Genomic DNA, 20526 nt, shown 5'->3' with positions numbered 1-20526 from the left:
CTTTGTATAGACTAGCAACGGTAAGCCCTTGTTTATTATGGTGGCACGCCCAAGTTAATTTTTGAATTAAAATATGAATAAAAAAATATTTGTTTTTTTTCCTGATGGTGTTGGCCTTCGCAACTTTGCTTTTACGCAATTTAAGGAGTTGGGCGAGCAACAAGGCAATCAAATTGTGTACTGGAACAATACTGTTTTTTCGTTGCAAGACGAATTGGGATATGATGAGGTTAAAATTGAAAACCACAAAATACATCGACTTACTCCTATATACACCCGCATACGCAAGCATATTGAGTTGAATGTTTCGCAACAAAAATTTAGTGATGATGTGTATCCGACTTATAAATTTCCTTTTAGTTACAAGGGGGTCAAAAATAGTTTGATTAGCGTTTTTTCGAAAATAATGATTGGACTGAATTCTTCTGAAAAAGGGATTGTTCGCATTCGAAAACGCATTAATGCACTTGAACGTGCTACAGATAAATACCAGTATTGCAAAGCGCAGTTGTTGGAGCACAAGCCCGATCTGGTTTTTTGTACAACCCAACGCGCATCTCAATCGATTGGGGCTTTGTTGGCGGCTCAGGATTTAGGAATTCCGACTTTGGGGTTTGTCTATTCTTGGGACAATGTGCCCAAAGCGATGCAATTGATCGAAACGGATTACTACTGCGTTTGGAGTGATTTGATGAAAGCGGAGGTGCTGAAATACTATCCTTTTGTGAAAGAAAATCAAGTGATTGTTACCGGAACACCGCAGTTTGAACCCCATTTTGATGCTAGTTTGTCACAAAGTAGAGCTGCCTTTTGTCTCGAAAACAATTTGGATATTAACAAAAAATACATTTGCTATTCGGGTGATGATGAAACGACTTCGCCACTGGATCAATACTATTTGGAAGATCTTGCCATTGCCGTTCGGAATTTGAATGCAGCGGGTGAAAATCTAGGTATTATTTATCGAAAGTGCCCCGTGGATACCAGTACGCGCTATGACGCAATTTTGGACAAATACAAAGATGTGGTAGTTTCGCTAGATCCTTTGTGGAAGCCTCATGGCAAGAACTGGAACGAGATTCTACCCACTAAAGCCGATTTGAAAGCGTTGTACAACGTTTGTCAACATTCTGAACTGGTGACCAATGTATGCTCTTCAACTGTATTTGATTTTGTAGCGCATGATAAGCCTTGTATTTACTATAATTATGAACAACCACAATTGAAAAAAGGGATTCGTGATATTGGACAAAATTACAAATATGTCCATTTTAGAAGTATGCCAAGTCAAGAGGCGGCTGTGTTTTGTACTGATAAAAAAGACTTGCAAAATTTAGTCAAACAAATTCTTGACGGTCAGTTGTCCAACGTATCCGAAGGGAAAAAGTGGTTTGAGATTGTAGCGTCTAAAACACCTAGGCAAGCTTCAGAAAATATTTGGGCTGCTATTACTACTATATTACAACGATAAGATGTTTTTCAATTCCTTTGCCTTTGCGGTATTTTTTCCCATTGTATTTATTTTGTATTGGTTTGTTTTTAACAAAAACAAAAGCAGTCAAAATTTACTATTGATCATTGCCAGTTATTATTTTTATTCCTGTTGGGATTTTCGCTTTCTGTTTTTGTTAGTTTTTTCGACTTTCTTGGATTACTACACGGGAATTCAGATTGAGAAAAGCCAAAAAGAAACCACTCGAAAGTTTTGGTTCTGGTTGAGTATTGGTGTCAATTTGGGTTTTCTAGGAATCTTTAAATATTACAACTTCTTTGCTAATTCGATGAGCGAATTGTTGACTTCGGTAGGTTTTCAATCCAGTCCGTTTTTACTAGATGTGGTCTTGCCGGTGGGTATTTCGTTTTACACCTTCCACGGGTTGTCGTATGTGATTGATATTTATAAAAAAAGAATTAAAGCCGAATACAACTTTGTTGATTACTCCCTTTTTGTGTCTTACTTCCCTCTGTTGGTGGCGGGCCCTATTGAAAGAGCCACACATTTACTACCGCAAGTAAAGGTGAAACGCAGCTTTGATTTTGAAAAGGCAAAAGCTGGAATCTACCAATTTGTATGGGGGTTGGTCAAAAAAGTAGTGATTGCAGATACCTGTGCTACGTATGCCAACGCTATTTTTGATCATTATACCAGCATGAATTCCTTGTCGTTACTTTTGGGAGCCATTTATTTTGCCTTCCAGATTTACGGTGATTTTTCGGGTTACTCGGACATGGCATTAGGTATGTCAAAATTATTCGGAATCGATTTACTAAAGAACTTCAATTATCCTTATTTCTCTAGAGATATTGCTGAATTTTGGCGCCGATGGCACATTTCATTGTCCACTTGGTTCAAGGATTATTTGTACATTCCGCTAGGCGGCAGCAGAGGGAGCAAGTTGCAACAGGTGCGTAACACCTTTATCATTTTTGTCGTCAGTGGTTTTTGGCATGGTGCCAACTGGACGTATTTGGTTTGGGGTTTTCTCAACGCCGTCTATTTTTTGCCTTTGCTATTGCTCAAGCGAAATCGAACCAATATTGAAAATCCTGTTTTGTCATGGAATTTGGAATCAGTACGAACCATAATCAACATATTATCCACCTTTTTGCTGTCGTGTGTAGCGTGGGTGTTCTTCCGGGCAAAAACGGTGACAGATGCCGTTCTTTATCTAAAAGGAATTTTCACAAAAGGAACTTTCGCATCGCAGTATTTAGACAACGAGCGCTATAATTTTGAATTATTGATTTTGGTCCTAGCATTTGTTTTGGTCGAATGGCGTTACAGAACGCAGGTCGAACCCATTTCGGGAAAGTTTGCAACTTTAAAATTATCGGTCTGCTTATTAGCTATCATCGCTTTAGGAACGTATTCGGATTACAAAGAGTTTATTTATTTTCAGTTTTGATGGTGGTAACAATTATTTGTCAGATGGAGCGTAGTCGAGATGAGGTATTTAATGTAGGAGTGTCTCAACTGCGCTCGACAGGACAGGAAATAGGTATATAAATTAAGTAGAGTGAACTAGTAACAACCAATGAAGAAATTTTTACTATTTGTTTTAAAGACAATTATCATAACAATCGTACTATTGATGGTACTAGATTTGGCGTACACGAAAATCTATTTACAGTCGAGCAGTCGAGGTAAAATAGACCAAGTGTATAGCTCGTCAGCGCAAAAGTATGATGTTGTTATTTTGGGTTCGTCACGGGCGAACAACCATTTTGTGTCACAGCTTTTTGAAGACAAAGGTTTGAAGACCTTTAATTATGGAATGAGTGGTTCGCATTTGTTTGAAGCCGATTTACTATTGAAATTGATGTTGGAACGGAAATACGAGATTAAAAACCTGATTATCGAAGTCGATTTAAGTTTGTCTAATGATAAGCGTGCCGATGGAGTAGCGTCCAAGTTTTTGCCTTACCTTCACAATTCTGAGGTGGTTCGGGAGCAGTTTGAACAGGAAGCAGATTATAATTATTTGTATTATATTCCTTTTTACAGATACATCAAATTCGACTCTCAGATTGGCTTTAGAGAAGGATTCAAAACACTCACCAAAGAGCCGACTTCCTTGTTGAACAACCAAGGGTATTATCCGTTGGGGAACAAGAAGAAAATGAAAATGCGCAATGATATTACCAATTTGAAGCCCTTGCCGCACAACAAATATTATGAAAATGTAAAGTTGCTTTGCAAAAAACATAACATCCGATTGCTACCAATTATGACACCCATGTGCGAAAATACTAAAGGGATTAATTATTTCGAGAAAGTAAAAAAAGCCTATCCTGAAGTTTATAATTACGAAAATGCTGTTATTGAAGATAAATATTTTTCATCTTGCGGGCATATGAATGATATGGGGGCACGAAAGTTTACAGCAGTTATTATCAATGATTTTTTTAAAATTAAAATTTAAGATGAACATAAAAAATTTAGCAAAATCTTTATTCGGTATAGGAAATATAAAACTTGTAAAGTCACTCTTTCTTTCGCAAAAGGAAAGAAGAGATCTCGTATCTAGACGTATTTTTTATTCTCAATTTTTACAGCCTAATAGTGTTTTTTATGATATAGGTGCTAATTTCGGTAACAGGATTGAAGCAATAATTGATACTGATATTACAATAATTGCTGTGGAACCTCAAGTAGAATGCATAAAGTTTCTACGAAAAAAGTTTGGTAATAAGATTATTCTCTTACAAAATGGTTTAGGTTCAAAAAAAGAGATTATGAAAATGCATATTGCGCCTAATGCTAACATACTATCGTCGTTTTCCACTGAATGGATTAATTCTACAAAGAAAAGTGGCCGATTTGACAATATTAAGTGGAGCGAAACAAGAGATGTAGAAATGATTACTCTCGATTACTTAATTGAAGTTTACGGGAAACCAGATTTTGTAAAAATTGATGTGGAGGGTTTTGAATTAGAAGTATTGAAAGGGCTGTCACAGCCTGTAAATATGATGTCTATAGAATATACAGTCCCAGAAAATGTTCAAGCTTTATTAGATTGCTTGTATTATTTAAATGAGTTGTATAATTCTAAAATAGAATTTAATTATTGTATTACAGAAAACATGAAGTTTGCATTACCAAATTGGATCAATTATTCATCAATACTAGATTTGATTAGAAACGAAAATTTTCTAAACACACAATTTGGAGATATTTATGTCAGATACACATTTAATAGTTAAAAAATTACCCATGCACATCGCTTTTCTCACGCCCGAATACCCACATTCTAAAATCGCTAATTCTGGCGGATTGGGCACGAGTATCAAAAATTTGGCTGAGGCCTTGGTTCGAAAAGAGGTCAAGGTTACTGTTTTTGTGTATGCTCAAAAAGAAGCCATGGTTTTTGAGGACAACGGAATTCAGTTTCATTTAATTGAGGATAAAAATTACAGCGCTTTTAAGTGGTTTTGGTATCGAAAACACATTCGAAACTATTGTAATTCGATCATCAAAAAAAATAAGATTGACTTGATTGAAGTACCCGATTGGACCGGAATTTCGGCCTTCATGAAATTTTCAACTCCAGTAGTAATGCGGTTTCATGGAAGTGATACTTATTTTTGTCATATCGAAAAGCGGGAGCAGAAACGAAAGAATTTTTGGTTTGAGAAAATTGCTACTCGCGGCGCAAATGCATTTATAGCACCCACAGATTATGCAGCTCATCTTTCAACAGAATTGTTTAGTATTAAAAAAAAGGTTGTAAAAACCATACATTATGGAATTGAGTTGTCTCATTTTCAAAATGAAGATCCGCTTACTTTTGACCGCGGCATGATTTTATACATTGGAACCATTATTCGAAAAAAAGGAGTTTTTGAATTACCAATTATCTTGCAAAAGGTAACAGCACAATACCCTGATGCAACATTATTCTTAATTGGTCAGGATGCTCCGGATATTCAAACGCAAAGTTCTTCAACTTGGCAATTAGTAGAAGAACAATTCAAAATGTTCAATATAACCAATTATACCTATTTGGGACCCGTGGCGTATAGTGGCGTGCAGGAATTTATGCGGCAAGCAAATGTATGTGTGTTTCCAAGTTATGCCGAAACTTTAGGGATGGTAACGATTGAATCCATGGCATTGCAAAAACCTGTAGTCAATACTAGTATTGGCTGGGCACAGGAACTAATGGTTGATGGTGAGAGCGGTTTTTTAGTACATCCGGGGGATCATCAGCAATTTGCCGACCGTATAGTGGAGGTTTTGAAAAGTCCCGATCTTGGAGCAGAAATGGGAAAAAAGGCCGCGCAATATGTGGGCGAACATTTTGACATTAATAAAATAGTGATCCAAAATATTGAGTTTTACAAAGAAATCAGTGCTTCATGATTATCATTTACCATCATAAAAACAAGATTTCTCGAATTGCAGGCGTAGCAGATACTACTCTGGCAAAAGTCGAAAATGGGAACATCGCAAAAACTATGTTACTGTTGGCAAAGAAATTTCCTAACGACAAAATCGTTTGGTGTGGGGAAGATTTTGCAAGCAAGCTGAATGTGGAAGCAATTGATTTACTCTGCCACCATCAAAAAATGATGTTGAGTTACAGTGTTGAATCGAATGTTTTTTTGCTGAACCCAATTGGCTATATCGAGCAATCACCTTTTTTGAAAGTCAATAAGGAGGTGCAATATCCCACTTGGATGATGAGTACTCATGTAGGCGTAATGCACGCAGCTGCCTTATCAGTGTACGCGGGACAGGTAAAACCAGACAAGAATTTTGAATATTTTTTGAATTCAGTTGCCAAAATCGGGATGCCCAAAGGTCTTTTTTGCTATTCAGAACCAACTTTACTGCTTAAAAAAGAAGTCGAAAAAGAAGCAAGTAAATTATGTACATTTACTTTATTTCGATTTGTAAAGCAACATTTTAAAAAACGCTGGTTGCTGCTATTACTACTTAATTTATTGATTTACGAAAAACGGTTGCCATTACTTCCTTTCTTGAATGCTTTCTTTTTCAAAAGTCGAATGGGTGCCAAAATTACGTTTGATGGTATAGACATACAAAGCGAGATTACAATAAATAAGACCAGTCCGACAATTGATGTTATCATTCCAACCATTGGACGAAAAAAATATTTGTATGATGTACTAAAAGACTTAGCCAAACAAACAGTATTGCCAAAAAACGTGATTATAGTAGAGCAGAACCCAGATCCTAAAAGTGTCTCTGATTTAGATTACGTAACCACAGAAACTTGGCCATTTGTGATTAAGCATTCGTTCACACACCAAGCAGGTGCATGCAACGCAAGAAATCAGGCATTGGATCAAGTAACGAGTGAGTGGGTTTTTCTTGGAGACGATGACAATCGTTTTGACGCCGATTTAATCGGACAAATGTTCCTCAAAGCAGCGCAATACGGAACCACTGTGGTGACTACAAATTATATTTTACAGGAGGAGGTGCAAGAATTTAACATCATTCATCAATCAGGAATCTTTGGTTCGGGCAATAGTTTCGTGAAGCGATCTTCCTTGCAAAATATACGTTTTGATAAAGCGCTAGAATTTGGATACGGAGAAGATACCGACTTTGGAATGCAATTGCGCAACCATGGCCATGATGTGATTTATTTTCCTAGTTTGAGAATTACGCATCTCAAAGCTCCCATGGGTGGTTTTAGAACTCCTATTGTGCAATTGTGGGACGCTGAGCTGATCCAACCAAAACCTTCGCCAACCATAATGTTTGTCTACAAAAAGCATTTTACAAAGCAGCAAGTAAATGGTTATCAGATTATCTTGTTTTTGAAATTAGTTACAAAAGTAAATTTTACGAACTACTTATATTTTTATAAGATGTTTAGGCAAAAATGGGCAGTGAGTCAATATTGGGCTAGCAAATTAAGAGATGAAAAAAGATAGTATAAAAATTAGTTTTTTGATCACACATTACAATCGTCCCTACGATTTATTGCAATGTATTAATGCGATTGAAAATCTTGATGCATTAAGTTATGAAATTGTGGTAAGTGATGATTATAGTTCAAAAGACAATTTAAAATTAATAGAAGACTATGCAATTGATAAGTTGATTTTGGCTCCACAAAATCAAGGACTTGCAGCCAATATTAATAAAGGTATAAAATCATGTGAAGGCGAATACATAGTTTATTGTCAAGAAGACTTTATTTTGATGCCCGATTTAAGTACTTATTTGCCAGAATGTTTAAATTTGTTACATACTAATAAGGTAGACATGATTCGATTTACCTCAAATGTAAAATTTAACAAACTGATTCATTTGACTGAAAATGTAAAGTTGATTCCGAAATTTTCGTTTGAAAATTTTCAAACCAATTACTACCAGTATAGTGATCATCCATTTATTGTCAAAAAAAGTTTTTATAAAACCTATGATTATTATTTGGAGAACACCTCTGGGCGTTACGGTGAAACGGAATATGCGATTCGAATTTTAAAGTCTAAGGCTAGAATCGGATTAACTAAAAAAGCCTTTGCAATGGTTGTGGAGGGTAGCGTTTCCGTTTTGGCAAATGAATCAGGTAAAAAGAATAAAGAAATTCAAATTTATAAACCGATAGTAAAAATGGCTCGTGCATTTCGTTTGTATTATGAATGTTTAAGATATAACAGTACTACAAGAGGACTGCGCACCTACAAAAATTTTCGAATTAAATAAATCCTATTTATGCTCAAGCTTTATACAGATCCCAAGTTTTTGATTCCGATGTATAGGAAACAAGTATTTCCATTGTTATTTGACTTGTGGTACGTGCGCAATGAGTATTTACTTGAAAAATTTGAATTGGTGTACAGAGTTGAAGAATGCGATATAGCTGTTGTACCTATAGATATAGCTCATTACGATTCGGCAAAAGGACAGCCTCGATTAGCTAAATTTATAGGAACAGCTCTCGATCTAGGAAAAAAAGTATGGGTGTACACTGCAGGAGATTTTGGACAGACAATAGATCCTCGTGTCAATACATTTAGAACAGGTGGTTTCCATTCCAAGTTAAACGATTCAACTTTTATTTTGCCCTCTTTTATTGGAGACCCATATGAGTTCTTAGAAAAAGATTTTAAAACGATCCCAAAAAATAATAAAATCCAAATAGGTTTTGTGGGTAATGCAAATAATTCCTTAGTAAAAAAAATCAAAGAGTACCTAGTTTATATCAAGTACAATTGTAAACGATTCACTAAGCAACTTCAAACTGATTTTCAGCCCTATTATCCGTCAAGTATCAAACGCTATCAATTTTTAAAAAGACTGATGGTTAATAGCAATATCATAACAGATTTTATATTGAGAAAAAAGTACCATGGAGGTGTAAATAAAACAGAAGATCATAAAAAGTTCAAGTTAGAGTTTTTTCAGAATATGGAGCATAATCCTTATGTGTTTTGCATACGAGGTGTTGGTAATTTTTCGGTTCGACTATACGAAACGCTTGCAATGGGGCGAATTCCAGTTGTAATTGATACCGATTTTAGATTACCTTTGATTAATAGTATTAATTGGGACAATCATATTGTTTTGGTTCAGGAACACTCACTGGAACAACAATTACTAGGTTTCCATCATAAAATATCCGAAATCGATTTTGAGCAAATTCAAATGCAAAATCGCGAGTTGTGGCTCAAAAAGCTTAGGCGAATTGAGTATTTTGTAGCAATTTATGATCGCTTTACCTTAGAGTCAAATTAAAAAAAAAGTAACACATAAGGCGTTTGGCTTTGCTTAAATAAAAATGAATACAAGTACAAAAGCTGTATTTTTTGTAAACAATTCGATCATAGATAATGGTCGAAAATTTCAGCTAATATTAAATAAGGAACTTAGGCAATGAAAATAGCGTTAATTATTTGTACGTATTTAAGGCCTTTGCCTTTGTTGAAATTATTGCAATCAGTTCAAAGTCAAACTGTTTTTCCTGACGAAATTATCATCGTTGATGGGGCGGCCAATGAAGAGACCAAAACAATTTTATCAAAAAACAAATTCGAAAAATTAAAATATTTTAAGATCCCTGATGAAGATAGGGGCCTTACCAAACAGCGCAATTTCGGTATAAAAAAGGTGGATAACACAACTGAAATCATTTGTTTTTTGGATGATGATATTGTACTTGAAAGCGATTATTTTGAGCAGTTAATTAAAACGTATCAACATTTCCCAGATGCTTTGGGTGTAGGCGGCTACATTAACAATGAGATTAAATGGGATTTTGTAGGTGATAATTACAAGCCAGAAATCAATGAGTTTTATTATGACGGGTGGACTTGTAAAGAAGGTTCCCGGTTTATTCTTCGAAAAATATTAGGAATAGATAGTAATTGTCCTCCAGGTTATTCATCGTTGTATTCACATGGGCGCAATGTTGGATTTTTGCCGCCAAGTGATAAAACCTATAAAGTAGAAATGCTTATGGGTGGCGTTTCTTCGTTTAGGAAGAAGCTGTTTGATCAAATTCATTTCTCAACTTATTTTGAAGGATATGGCTTATATGAAGATGCCGATTTTTGTTTGAGAGCGTCAAGATTAGGACAACTCTATTTGAATACTGCCGCTAGATTAAATCATTATCATGATGCATCGGGCAGACCCAATCAATACCTATACGGTAAAATGGTCGTACGAAACGGTTGGTACGTCTGGCGTGTGAAAAATCCAAACCCAAATGTAGAAGCTAGATTCAAATGGCATGCCATTACGATTGTTTTGACCATAATTCGATTTACAAATGCGGTAACGGGCAGTCAAAAGAAAGCTGCTTTTACCGAAGCTTTGGGTAGAACAGTTGGGTGGTGGAGCTTATTGATTAGTAAACCTAAAATTGAAAATTAAGTAGAATGATTGTTACCGTTTTAAATATTCCTAATTTCTATGCAAGCTATTATTTGCTTGGGTTTTCACAGGTCTATAAGTTAAAATATAAACCAGAAAATCGTTTCCAGAAATACAATAATAAACCCATCACAATTTTAGAAATAAAGGGCGTTATCGTTATCATTGATAATGATGATCCCGTTGGAGTTGTCCAAGAGTTATATGATTTATGCAGTTGGTATTTCGTAACAAACAAGTTAAAAAACCATCCATCGTACGCACAAGAAAAAGTTAAACCATTATTTCCACATTATCCGGTAGCCATTTGTTCGCTTTACGTTTCTCTTTTTGGAATGAAATTGTTTAGATACTTAAAATTTAAAGAAGTGGTGCGTCAACTTTATATTCAATGGAGACGGCCTTCTTATGAAAATAAAAAATTCAAGAATGTTACCAGTCGATTCGTCTTTTTTTCGTCGAATATATGGAAGAAGGAAGCAAATACCAATACAATACGAGCTGAGTTTATTCGTTTTTGCAAACAAGATGCTCGAATTAAATTTGAAGGAGGTTTTGTGCCAAGGTCAGATAATAATAATTTAGGATTTGATGAAGAAGTAAATAAGATTATGTATTCACCTAGAATTTTTTCTAAGCGAAGTGCGCAATCTCTCATTGCGCTTAACAATCCCGCAGTTTGTGACGCCGTTAGTTGGCGATTGGCAGAATATCTAAACCAAGGATTATTTGTTTTGTCTTTCCCTTTTAAAATTGAATTGCCTGTGGAGTTTAAACACCAGCAAAATATACATTTTATCGAAGAGACGAGGGACTATAAAGATGTTTTGGATCGCATCTTGGATGAGGTAGGTTATCATGAGAAAATTGCTTCTGAGGGGAAAAAATATTTTGATACCCACTGTACACCTCAAGCACAAATACACTATATAATGAGAGAAATAGCAAAATTTTAAATTCGAATAAAAACCATATGAAATTCCTCATCGTCACACATGTCCCGCATATCGTAGCGCAAAATCGTTTTTTTGCCTATGCGCCCTATGTGAACGAAATGAATATTTGGTCAAAATATGTAGCAGAATTAATCATTGTTGCTCCTCTGTCCTCAAGTTCGATAACGCCAATAGCCGCGGCTTATGAACAGCTAAATATTACATTTATCCCCATAGAGAACTTTGATATTTTAAGCCTTAAAAATAGTATTGAAGCAGTGACTAAATTCCCGAAAATTTGTTGGGAACTCTACAAAGCTATGGACGAGGCAGATCACATTCATTTACGTTGTCCCGGAAACATTGGGCTTTTGGGGTGTTTGGTGCAAATTTTATTTCCGAATAAAATAAAAACAGCCAAGTACGCGGGCAATTGGGATCCCAATTCAAAACAGCCTTGGACCTATAGATTGCAGACACAAATTTTGAGTAGTACTTTTTGGAGTCAAAAGATGCAAGTTTTGGTGTATGGGGATTGGAAAAATGCTACAGCCAATGTCAAATCTTTCTTCACAGCGACTTATTCCGAAAAAGAAATAAAGCCGTTAAGTCTTTTTGATAAGCAAGATAGATTTCAATTTGTATTTGTAGGTGCCTTGGTCAAAGGCAAAAATCCACTATATGCTATTCAATTGATTGAAAAATTAGTAGCAAAAGGACATGCTGTTTCTTTGAAATTATATGGAGAAGGAATAGAAAGACAAACCTTAGAAAACTATATTTCTAGCCAAAAATTAGAAAACTATATTTCATTAGAAGGAAATAAAAACAAAGAAACCATCAAAGAAGCCTATCAGGAAAGCCATTTTGTAATGCTGCCCTCTGCAAGTGAAGGCTGGCCAAAAGCAATTGCCGAAGGTATGTTTTGGGGTTGTGTACCTATAGCCACAGCAGTATCCTGTGTGCCGTTCATGCTAGATTATGGAGGAAGAGGAATTTTGATCGAAATGGATTTGGAAAACGATTGTACTGCAATTGAAAATGTGCTTACAGATTCTATAGCTTTAGTCGAAAAAAGAGAAAAAGCGGCCAACTGGTCACAACAGTACACGTTGGAGCGATTTGAAAACGAAATTAAAAAACTGCTACTGCCATGAGAATTATTCAACTCATTGATTCACTAGAAACCGGCGGAGCAGAACGTATGGCGGTAAACTATGCCAATGCTTTGGCACACAAGATTTCTTTTTCTGGTCTTGTAGCCACACGCAAAGAAGGTCCTTTGTTACAACATTTAGATGCAAAGACTTCATATGTTTTTTTGAATAAGCAAAGCGCGACAGATCCAAAAGCAATCTGGAATTTGAGAAGGTTTGTGATAGATAATAAGGTAGACCTCATTCAGGTTCATAGTACTTCTATAGTCACGGGTTTTTTACTCAAATTGGTGTGTCCTTCGATCAAACTGATTTGGCACGACCATTATGGAGATAGCGATTTTTTGGCAGGACGAAAAAAGCAACTTTTCCGAATGATGCTTCCTTTTTTTGATGGTGTAGTAGCAGTGAATCAGCAGTTGAAAAAATGGGCAAAAGACGAACTACATTTTGCAAATAGTATTTATATTCCTAATTTTCCAGCTGCAGAAGAAAAGGTAACAAATCCATTGCCGTTAAAAGGAGTTTTGGGCAAACGTATTGTCTGTCTGGCCAATCTTCGCGTACAAAAAAATCATTTTTTACTGCTTGATATTGCACTAAAATTAAAGATTTCACACCGAGACTGGACCTTTCATTTGATTGGGAAAGATTTTGATGATGCGTATTCGAAAAAAATGAAGGACAAAATCAAAGAGGTTGGGTTAGAGCAGCATGTTTTTGTGTACGGCAGTCAAAATGCGATACCACAACTATTGAAGCAAGCCACTATCGGAATTCTTACATCAGCCTCAGAAGGCTTACCCGTTGCTTTACTTGAATACGGTTGGAGTGCACTACCAGTGGTTGCTACAGCAGTGGGACAAATACCGAGTATCATCACACAAGGGGAAAATGGTTTTGTTGTACCACATCAAGAGGCAACAAGTTTTCACTGCTATCTTGTTGCTTTGATTACCGATGAAAGTTTGCAAAAAGAATTGGGTCAAAAACTGTACGAAACTGTACAACAACACTACTCGGAAGAGAGTGCGCTCCAAGTTTATTTGCCTTGGATTCAAAAAATATTGAAATGAAAAGAGAAGAATTAAACTATATTATTTTATTACTAATCCATGTCGGAATTGGTTTTCTGGTGTACCTCATACCTTTTACAGCCAAATTGTATGGCTTTTTAGGATTGATTCTCGGAATCTATTATATAGTTAAAACCAAAAACAGAAATCATGAATGTCTTTATGCAGCAGCCTATTTGGTAGGTAGTGAGCTTTTATTGCGAATGACGAATGGAAATATCACCTACGAATTCTCAAAATATGGCGTAATGATTTTTATGTTGATTGGTGCAATATACAGCGGGATGTCAAAAAGAAGTTACATATACTGGCTATTTATTGTCTTACTAATTCCTGGAGTAATTTTGTCAACATTTGCTTTGGACTTCGATACCGATATTAAGAATGCTATTACCTTTAATATTTCAGGACCATTATGCCTTGCCTTTACTGCATTATACACGTACAGGAGAGTTTTTACGCTGCAACAATTTAATAATTTGATGTTAAGTTTAGGTCTGCCTATCGTTAGTGCGATGATTTACCTGATATTTTATACGCCAAATATCCGGGATATTATTACAGGAACAGCATCTACTTATGCAACTTCAGGTGGTTTTGGACCTAATCAAGTTGCTACATATCTTGGTCTAGGAATGTTTATCTTTTTTTCGAGAGTTATACTTGAATCAAAATCTAAAATTATTGTTGTTATTAATTTAATTATAGCGTTTAATTTTTTCTATCGCGGAATGGTAACCTTCTCAAGAGGTGGAATGATTACGGGCTTATTGATGATTGTCATCCTACTTTTATCTTTGTATTTCAAAGCAAATGGTACGGGTAAAATAAAACTTGGTTTGATCATCATAATCATTGGCACCGTGATGTTAGGAGCTTGGAGCTATACCTCTTTTCAAACAGGTGGGTTAATTAATAAGAGATATGCAAATCAAGATGCTGCTGGTAGAGAAAAAGAAAATCAATTTACGGGAAGAGAAATGATTGCATTAAGTGAGATTGATATGTTTCTTGATAATCCACTGTTTGGCGTTGGCGTAGGGAAAGGGGTCGAAATAAGAAAAGAGAAGTCAGGAATATTTGTTTTATCGCATGATGAAATTACAAGAATGATGGCCGAACATGGCTTATTGGGAATTTTTGGTTTACTTATTCTAATAGTAACGCCAATGGCGTTGTATTTGGAGAAAGGTTTTAATCTCTATTTACTTTGCTTATTATCCTTTTGGTTTTTGACAATTAATCATGCTGCTATGCGTACAGCTGTTTCTGCATTTGTATATGGTCTCGCATTATTAAATGTGAAATTGATACCTAACAAACCAAGAAATGAAGAGCATAATTAAAAAATTGTGTTATCATGAAAGGTTCTTTCTAAATTAACTAAATTGCGACGAAAACCAATAGTACATTATGTCCCAAAGTAAAATGCATTTTGAGATATCAGAAAGAAAGGCGATTTTACATCTCTTTGATGCTATATTTGTTATCCTTGCAATCTATGTGGTAGGTGAGTCTTTTGATGTTATCTATTTTAAGGAGATTTTATCCTCTAACGTATGTTGGATTCTTTTGGTCTTTTACCTAAATGTATTTGGAATTGTTTTTGAAATGTACAATATCCAGACAGCGAGTAATGAGTTTCAAATTCTGAAGAGTACTCTGCTTTGTGTTTCTTCTACCGTTTTAGTGTACTTATTAACTCCTTTGTTTTCTCCAGTGTTACCATCCAATAGGTTGCAAATACTATTGTTTTATTCTGTTTTTTTAGCAGTATTGTTAAGCTGGCGATTATTCTACGTTAAGTTTTTGGCATCAACTCGTTTTTCTCAAAATGCTCTATTAGTCTGTAGCGAGGGCCAAGTAGAAGAATTGATTCAAGGACTAGAGAATATTGATCCCCATTACAAGATTGTGGCTTTTGTAGCTACAGATCATGAAGACATTGTAATAACAAATAAGCATCCCTACATAAAACAAATAGCAGAAAAAGAATTAGTAGAATATGTTACAAGACAAGGTATTTCTGAAATAGTTGTTGCTTCTCAAATTACCAATGGGATAGCTCCTGAGCTGTACCACCAATTGATAAAAGTGCTCGAAGCCGGTAAAGTTATTAGGGAATATACGCAAGTGTACGAATCCAAAACACATCGTATTCCTGTTCATCACATGTCAACTGACTTCTATCGCTTCTTCCCCTTTAGTCGCAGTAATCACAATAAGTTATACTTATTTGTTGTTCGCATAATTGAGCTAATAATCGCTACTCTTGGATTAGGTTTGGTAGTGGTTTTGCTACCCTTTATCCTTATAGGGAATGCTATTGGGAATAATGGAAATTTATGGTACAATCAAGAACGAATCGGAAAGGATGGTCGTCCTTTTAAAATTCTTAAACTGCGGACTATGGTGAAGAATGCAGAAACAAAGGGAGCTGTATTTGCCACCTTAAACGACAGCAGAATAACAGCTTTTGGTAAATTTCTTAGAAAAACAAGGATAGACGAACTGCCCCAATTTGTAAATGTATTAAAAGGCGAAATGGCAATTATAGGACCCCGGCCAGAACGTACAGAATTTGTGGAACTAATTGCCAAAAATATGCCGTTTTATGAGACCCGTCATATTATTAAACCAGGTTTAACTGGTTGGGCACAAGTAAACTATTCTTATGGGGAGAATATAGAAGACAGTTTGATTAAGTTACAATATGACTTATACTACATCAAGCACAGAAGTTTCTTTCTGGATCTAAATATCACATTTAAAACGATTACTACAGTTCTCTTTTATAGAGGTCAATAGTGTCATAATTATTAAAGGGAGATAATGTGTATCTTACAGAAATTATTAAAAACAAGTAAACAATTTTTTTAACATAATTTAGATTATGATAGAAATACGTTTGTTGTGCTTCAAGTATAATTTTACCAATAAGTAAGCATTTGTAACAATTAACGGCAATACGATTAAGAAGTGTGCTTTATTTATTAAAACAATAATATATATAAGCAGTAATAGTAGGCTGAACAAAGCAATGTAATACAACCATTTTCTTTGTTTCTGCCCATAAAAACAGAAAGAAAGCACCAATAATGGGTTAAACAATAGTACATTATAATTATTTGCCAATTCCAAGTGACCGGAATAAAAACCTAGGGAAATAAACAAGATACCAATAGCACCCATGATAAAAAAGTAAACTTGATTGATTAATTTTATATTCAAGACAATTATCAATCCTAGAACAATAAGGTAGCTGTAGAAATTATTCCACCAAGAGAAAGAGGCGGTGGGCGCGAAATCTAATAATGTTTTTGTTTCTGTTTGAACTAATTTTTGTCCTTTGTAGGTCGCTAGTTTCAGGTTTTCCATTAAGTCTAATGGTAAGAAAATATGATCGCTAATAGCGTCTACTTTTGTTCCAAAAATAATACTAGTTCCCAACTGCTCATAGAAATGGTTATCGAAGTAAGGATATAAAATACTACGATAAGTTAGTATAGAAGGAGTTCTTTTGCTAACGGCTGTTTCTCTAAGCGTCTTATTAATAATATCAATTACCATCGACGTACAATTTTTGTCGATAAATTTATAGCGATAAATACTTTCTCCAGATGTCAAAGCAGAGTTGAGATTCTCAAACAATTGCTGTTTCACCTCTAGAGGTAATTCCAATTCCTGTTCGTATACATTTCGTTGCTCATACATATATGTTGCCATAAAATCAGCAAAGCGATGTGTAACTGCAAAATAATCTAAATCACCTTTGGCAAATTTGGAAACAAAATTTGGAGTATTAAAATCAAATGCACCATAATTGTACACTACATCCACCATTGTTAATTCATCTGTAATACGTAATGCTGTATGTCCAAACAAAGAATAAGATTCATTTCCTGTGCCACAAGTAAGAATACTTACTTTAGCGTTTTGAGACAAAATAGGATTTTGAGCAGAAACGTTGTAGGAGTTAAGTGTACAAAGAATTGTAAGTAATAGGGTGAATTTGAAAAGGGTAGTTTTCATTATTGTTTATTTTTATTAAAGCCGAAGTAGCTCTATTATTATCGCCTAAATTGTCCTAAATCTACTTTTAACGAAAATATGTTTGAGTAGAGCGCACTAGATTGATTACCAAGATTAGTCAAAGCATAATCTACAGCAATACCGCGGTATTTAAATCCCAATCCAATATTGGGTTGAAAAGTCACTTTTTCAGTATCATCAATTTGGGTTACATTTTGAAAATTACCAACGCCTGCACGAACAAAGACTAAATTTGTATAGCCAAATTCAAGTCCCAAAGCAGGATCAACACTTGCATATTTTGTCGAGATGATATCATTTGTCTGTGCAAAACGCATATTCATATTTGCTGCGGCCAAAAGGCTGTAATCATAATGAAAGATAAACTTCTTCGAAATACCCAGTTGCAATTTTGGAGCTGTAATTTCTGTTGATTCTGGTAGCTCCTGATTTTGACCTGCTACGGCTTCAGAAACTTTTTGATATTCTTTTTCGTTAATATTCCAAACATTATAAGTTGTCGTAATGTCTCTCACCATTAAACCAAACTTCCAGTCATTACGTTCAAATTGTACACCTGCATCAAATCCAAATCCCCAAGCATTAGCAAACTTCCCGATGACACGTCTAATGATTTTGGCATTTATTCCGTATTGAAAACCTTCAACGGGTAATTTTCGAGCATATGAAAAAGTAAAGGCGTAATCAGCAGTCGAAAACAAACTAATTCTATTATAATCAATGTTTCCTTGGCTGTCGATTAACTCCGTAGTATTCAAGATATCATCAACTCCAAATCGTATTAATGAAATTCCCCACGCGCTTTCGTCATCTATAGGGCTAGCATACGCTAGGTAGTCATATTTTGCAATGTTGGCAAAATAATTAGCATGCATTAATGCAACTTGATGATCTTCTAAATGTACTAAACCTGCGGGGTTCCAATAACCAGAATTGACATCACTAGTTGATGAGGTAACAGCGTTGGCCATACCCAAGGCAGCTGCATCTACACCAATGTTAAGGAACTCATTAGAGTATTTTCTAACAGTTTGCCCATAATTGGTAGCACAAATAAAAATAAAAAGAAAACATAGAAAATTCTTCAATTGCTTGGCTTTAAAACGCAACGGTTATTATTTTTCTTCAAAAATATAATTTTTTAATGAGCTTCTTTCTTTTTAGCAGTAAATAAAAGGTCAAGAACAATTAGTTGTTGAAAATCTATAGTGTAAAAGATTATTTTCATTCACATATTGTATTAAATTTGTCCAAAATAAAAAATCAAATCATGCACACCATAAAGAAGCAAATTCCTAATTTAATCACTTTATTAAATTTACTTTCGGGCTGTATTGCATTAGTTTATGCAACAGAATCTAATTTTGAGTATGCATTTTATTTTGTTTGCCTGGGAATTTTTCTAGATTTTTTCGATGGTTTTTTTGCGCGTTTGTTTAAGGTGGCTAGTCCCTTAGGTTTGCAATTAGATTCACTTGCAGATATGGTAACAAGTGGTCTAGTTCCGGGCTATGTAATGTTTATGATGCTAAAAGATAGTCAACACGAAATCACAAGCCTTCCTATGTTTGCTTATTTAGGTTTTATAGTAACATTAGGTTCATGCTATCGATTGGCCAATTTCAATATAGACACCCGTCAAACTGACTCCTTTATTGGCTTGCCAACTCCTGCCAATGCTTTATTTATCTTAAGTTTGCCGCTAGTTTTACATTATTCTGACTCCTTATTTTTACTAGAGTTAATGACCAATCAGTATTTTTTGTTGGTTATCATTGTTGGTAGCGCTTACATTCTTAATGCAGAAGTCCCGCTATTTTCATTAAAAATAAAAAAGTTTACTCTACAAGACAACCTTCTTCAAGTCGTATTTTTGCTTTTTTCACTTTTATTTGTTGTCTTTTTTCAATTTGGCGGAGTGGCATTAACGATTCTCTTCTATGTATTGCTATCAGTGGTCAACAACAAGTGGATTAAGAAGTAATTGTCTTTGATGAGAAAGAAAACGGTAAGAAGGAGATCTACTCCCATTCGAAAAACAACTAAGAAAAACAGTCCCTTTTATTCTACTATAAAGAAGGTTTTCTTGTACATATGTATAGTAACTGTAGTGCTTGCAATACTTTACCATTATCGAGATGGTATTGCTTACTATTTTAGTTTTAAGTCCAATAAAGCATTGACAGAGAGTGACGAGAGTAAGCGACTTTCTGATATTCGAAATATTCAAGTACTCGAGAAAATTGATGGAAAGTCAGTCGGAATCGATGTTTCAGAATACCAAGGTAATATTAGATGGTCGTATGTAGACACTCTTGAAAAAACATATCCCGTCCATTTTGTTCTCATTCGGGCAACGGTTGGTTCTGATCGTCTTGACAGAAAGTTCGAAAAAAACTGGCATGGTTCCAAGAAGAATAAGATGATTCGCGGTGCCTATCATTATTACCGTCCAAACGAAAACTCCATTGATCAAGCCGATCTATTTATAAAAACAGTTCATTTATCAAAAGGTGATCTACCACCAGTTTTGGACATAGAAAGGTTGCCGAAAAATCAGTCATTACAAAGATTAAAGATTGGTCTTAAACGTTGGCTTACTAGGGTAGAAGAGCACTACCATGTACGTCCAATTATTTATACGGGAGAAAAATATTATGATGATTTCTTGAAAGAGGAGTTCAGTGACTACTTATTTTGGATAGCTAACTACAACTTCTATCGAGAAGAAATGGAAGACGATTGGCTGTTCTGGCAGTTTTCCGAAAAAGCGTCGGTACCAGGTATAGACGGCAATGTAGATGTCAATATTTACAATGGTGATTTGCAACAATTGCAGTTTATTACAGTCGATTAATGTTTTTTAATTCGAAATCGTACTTCATGACAGAAAAGTTTTATATTTGAAAATAAAATGGATACTGGAAACCAAAAAAGACAGG

At 35.1% G+C, this 20526-nt stretch carries 18 protein-coding genes; 16 read left to right on the top strand and 2 right to left on the bottom strand.

Annotation, left to right across the window (positions count from 1 at the left end; all coding sequences use genetic code 11):
• Nucleotides 1-73 precede the first annotated feature (73 nt).
• The 14 genes from LXH21_RS15560 (at nt 74) to LXH21_RS15495 (ending at nt 16339) form a co-directional block, all read left to right on the top strand.
• Nucleotides 74-1471: a CDP-glycerol glycerophosphotransferase family protein gene (locus LXH21_RS15560; protein ID WP_239868032.1), complete on the top strand. Its 1398-nt coding sequence runs from the start codon at nt 74-76 to the stop codon at nt 1469-1471.
• A gap of 1 nt (nt 1472) precedes the next feature.
• Entirely contained in the window at nt 1473-2906 is a 1434-nt protein-coding gene (locus LXH21_RS15555; RefSeq protein ID WP_239868029.1) for an MBOAT family O-acyltransferase, read from the top strand.
• Between the two features lie 129 nt (nt 2907-3035).
• Entirely contained in the window at nt 3036-3923 is an 888-nt protein-coding gene (locus tag LXH21_RS15550; protein ID WP_239868026.1) for a hypothetical protein, read from the top strand.
• Between the two features lies 1 nt (nt 3924).
• Complete coding sequence (locus LXH21_RS15545) at nt 3925-4707, top strand: FkbM family methyltransferase (RefSeq protein WP_239868023.1); 783 nt, start codon at nt 3925-3927, stop codon at nt 4705-4707.
• 10 nt (nt 4708-4717) lie between these two features.
• Entirely contained in the window at nt 4718-5866 is a 1149-nt protein-coding gene (locus tag LXH21_RS15540) for a glycosyltransferase family 4 protein (protein ID WP_239868022.1), read from the top strand.
• The gene (locus tag LXH21_RS15535; protein ID WP_239868019.1) at nt 5863-7413 is read left to right on the top strand and encodes a glycosyltransferase family 2 protein; all 1551 of its coding nucleotides are present in this window, start codon (nt 5863-5865) and stop codon (nt 7411-7413) included. Before LXH21_RS15540 ends, LXH21_RS15535 begins: the two co-directional genes overlap by 4 nt.
• Entirely contained in the window at nt 7400-8191 is a 792-nt protein-coding gene (locus LXH21_RS15530) for a glycosyltransferase family 2 protein (protein ID WP_239868016.1), read from the top strand. The genes LXH21_RS15535 and LXH21_RS15530 overlap by 14 nt, the downstream gene beginning before the upstream one ends.
• A 9-nt stretch (nt 8192-8200) precedes the next feature.
• Complete coding sequence (locus tag LXH21_RS15525) at nt 8201-9223, top strand: glycosyltransferase family 47 protein (RefSeq protein WP_239868013.1); 1023 nt, start codon at nt 8201-8203, stop codon at nt 9221-9223.
• 138 nt (nt 9224-9361) lie between these two features.
• A complete protein-coding gene (locus LXH21_RS15520; protein WP_239868010.1) occupies nt 9362-10363 on the top strand; it encodes a glycosyltransferase family 2 protein in 1002 nt (333 codons plus the stop codon).
• 5 nt (nt 10364-10368) lie between these two features.
• Nucleotides 10369-11319 (top strand): hypothetical protein, encoded by a 951-nt coding sequence (locus tag LXH21_RS15515; RefSeq protein ID WP_239868007.1) that lies wholly within the window; start codon nt 10369-10371, stop codon nt 11317-11319.
• Between the two features lie 17 nt (nt 11320-11336).
• Entirely contained in the window at nt 11337-12455 is a 1119-nt protein-coding gene (locus LXH21_RS15510; RefSeq protein ID WP_239868004.1) for a glycosyltransferase family 4 protein, read from the top strand.
• Nucleotides 12452-13531, top strand: coding sequence for a glycosyltransferase family 4 protein (locus LXH21_RS15505; RefSeq protein WP_239868001.1), 1080 nt, complete (start codon nt 12452-12454; stop codon nt 13529-13531). Before LXH21_RS15510 ends, LXH21_RS15505 begins: the two co-directional genes overlap by 4 nt.
• Nucleotides 13528-14877 carry an O-antigen ligase family protein gene (locus LXH21_RS15500; protein ID WP_239867996.1) on the top strand — a complete coding sequence of 450 codons (1350 nt, stop codon included), beginning with the start codon at nt 13528-13530 and terminating at the stop codon, nt 14875-14877. Before LXH21_RS15505 ends, LXH21_RS15500 begins: the two co-directional genes overlap by 4 nt.
• Before the next feature lie 64 nt (nt 14878-14941).
• The gene (locus LXH21_RS15495; RefSeq protein WP_239868443.1) at nt 14942-16339 is read left to right on the top strand and encodes an exopolysaccharide biosynthesis polyprenyl glycosylphosphotransferase; all 1398 of its coding nucleotides are present in this window, start codon (nt 14942-14944) and stop codon (nt 16337-16339) included.
• Nucleotides 16340-16417: 78 nt separating this feature from the next.
• Here LXH21_RS15495 and LXH21_RS15490 read toward each other — a convergent pair whose 3' ends face one another.
• Both LXH21_RS15490 and LXH21_RS15485 read right to left on the bottom strand, forming a co-directional pair.
• Nucleotides 16418-17563: a lipoprotein N-acyltransferase Lnb domain-containing protein gene (locus LXH21_RS15490; protein ID WP_239867993.1), complete on the bottom strand. Its 1146-nt coding sequence runs from the start codon at nt 17561-17563 to the stop codon at nt 16418-16420.
• A 38-nt stretch (nt 17564-17601) separates the two neighbouring features.
• Nucleotides 17602-18672: a putative type IX sorting system protein PorV2 gene (locus LXH21_RS15485; RefSeq protein ID WP_239867990.1), complete on the bottom strand. Its 1071-nt coding sequence runs from the start codon at nt 18670-18672 to the stop codon at nt 17602-17604.
• 182 nt (nt 18673-18854) lie between these two features.
• On the opposite strand from LXH21_RS15485, the gene LXH21_RS15480 reads away from it, so the two are divergent.
• Both LXH21_RS15480 and LXH21_RS15475 read left to right on the top strand, forming a co-directional pair.
• Nucleotides 18855-19568, top strand: coding sequence for a CDP-alcohol phosphatidyltransferase family protein (locus tag LXH21_RS15480; RefSeq protein ID WP_239867987.1), 714 nt, complete (start codon nt 18855-18857; stop codon nt 19566-19568).
• Between the two features lie 9 nt (nt 19569-19577).
• Nucleotides 19578-20441 carry a glycoside hydrolase family 25 protein gene (locus tag LXH21_RS15475; protein WP_239867984.1) on the top strand — a complete coding sequence of 288 codons (864 nt, stop codon included), beginning with the start codon at nt 19578-19580 and terminating at the stop codon, nt 20439-20441.
• The last annotated feature ends 85 nt before the right edge of the window (nt 20442-20526 follow it).

The organism is Flavobacterium algicola (assembly GCF_022399565.1).
Classification (GTDB): domain Bacteria; phylum Bacteroidota; class Bacteroidia; order Flavobacteriales; family Flavobacteriaceae; genus Flavobacterium; species Flavobacterium algicola.
Note: the sequence above shows the minus strand (reverse complement) of the source record. Positions and strands in the feature narration are given on the sequence as shown.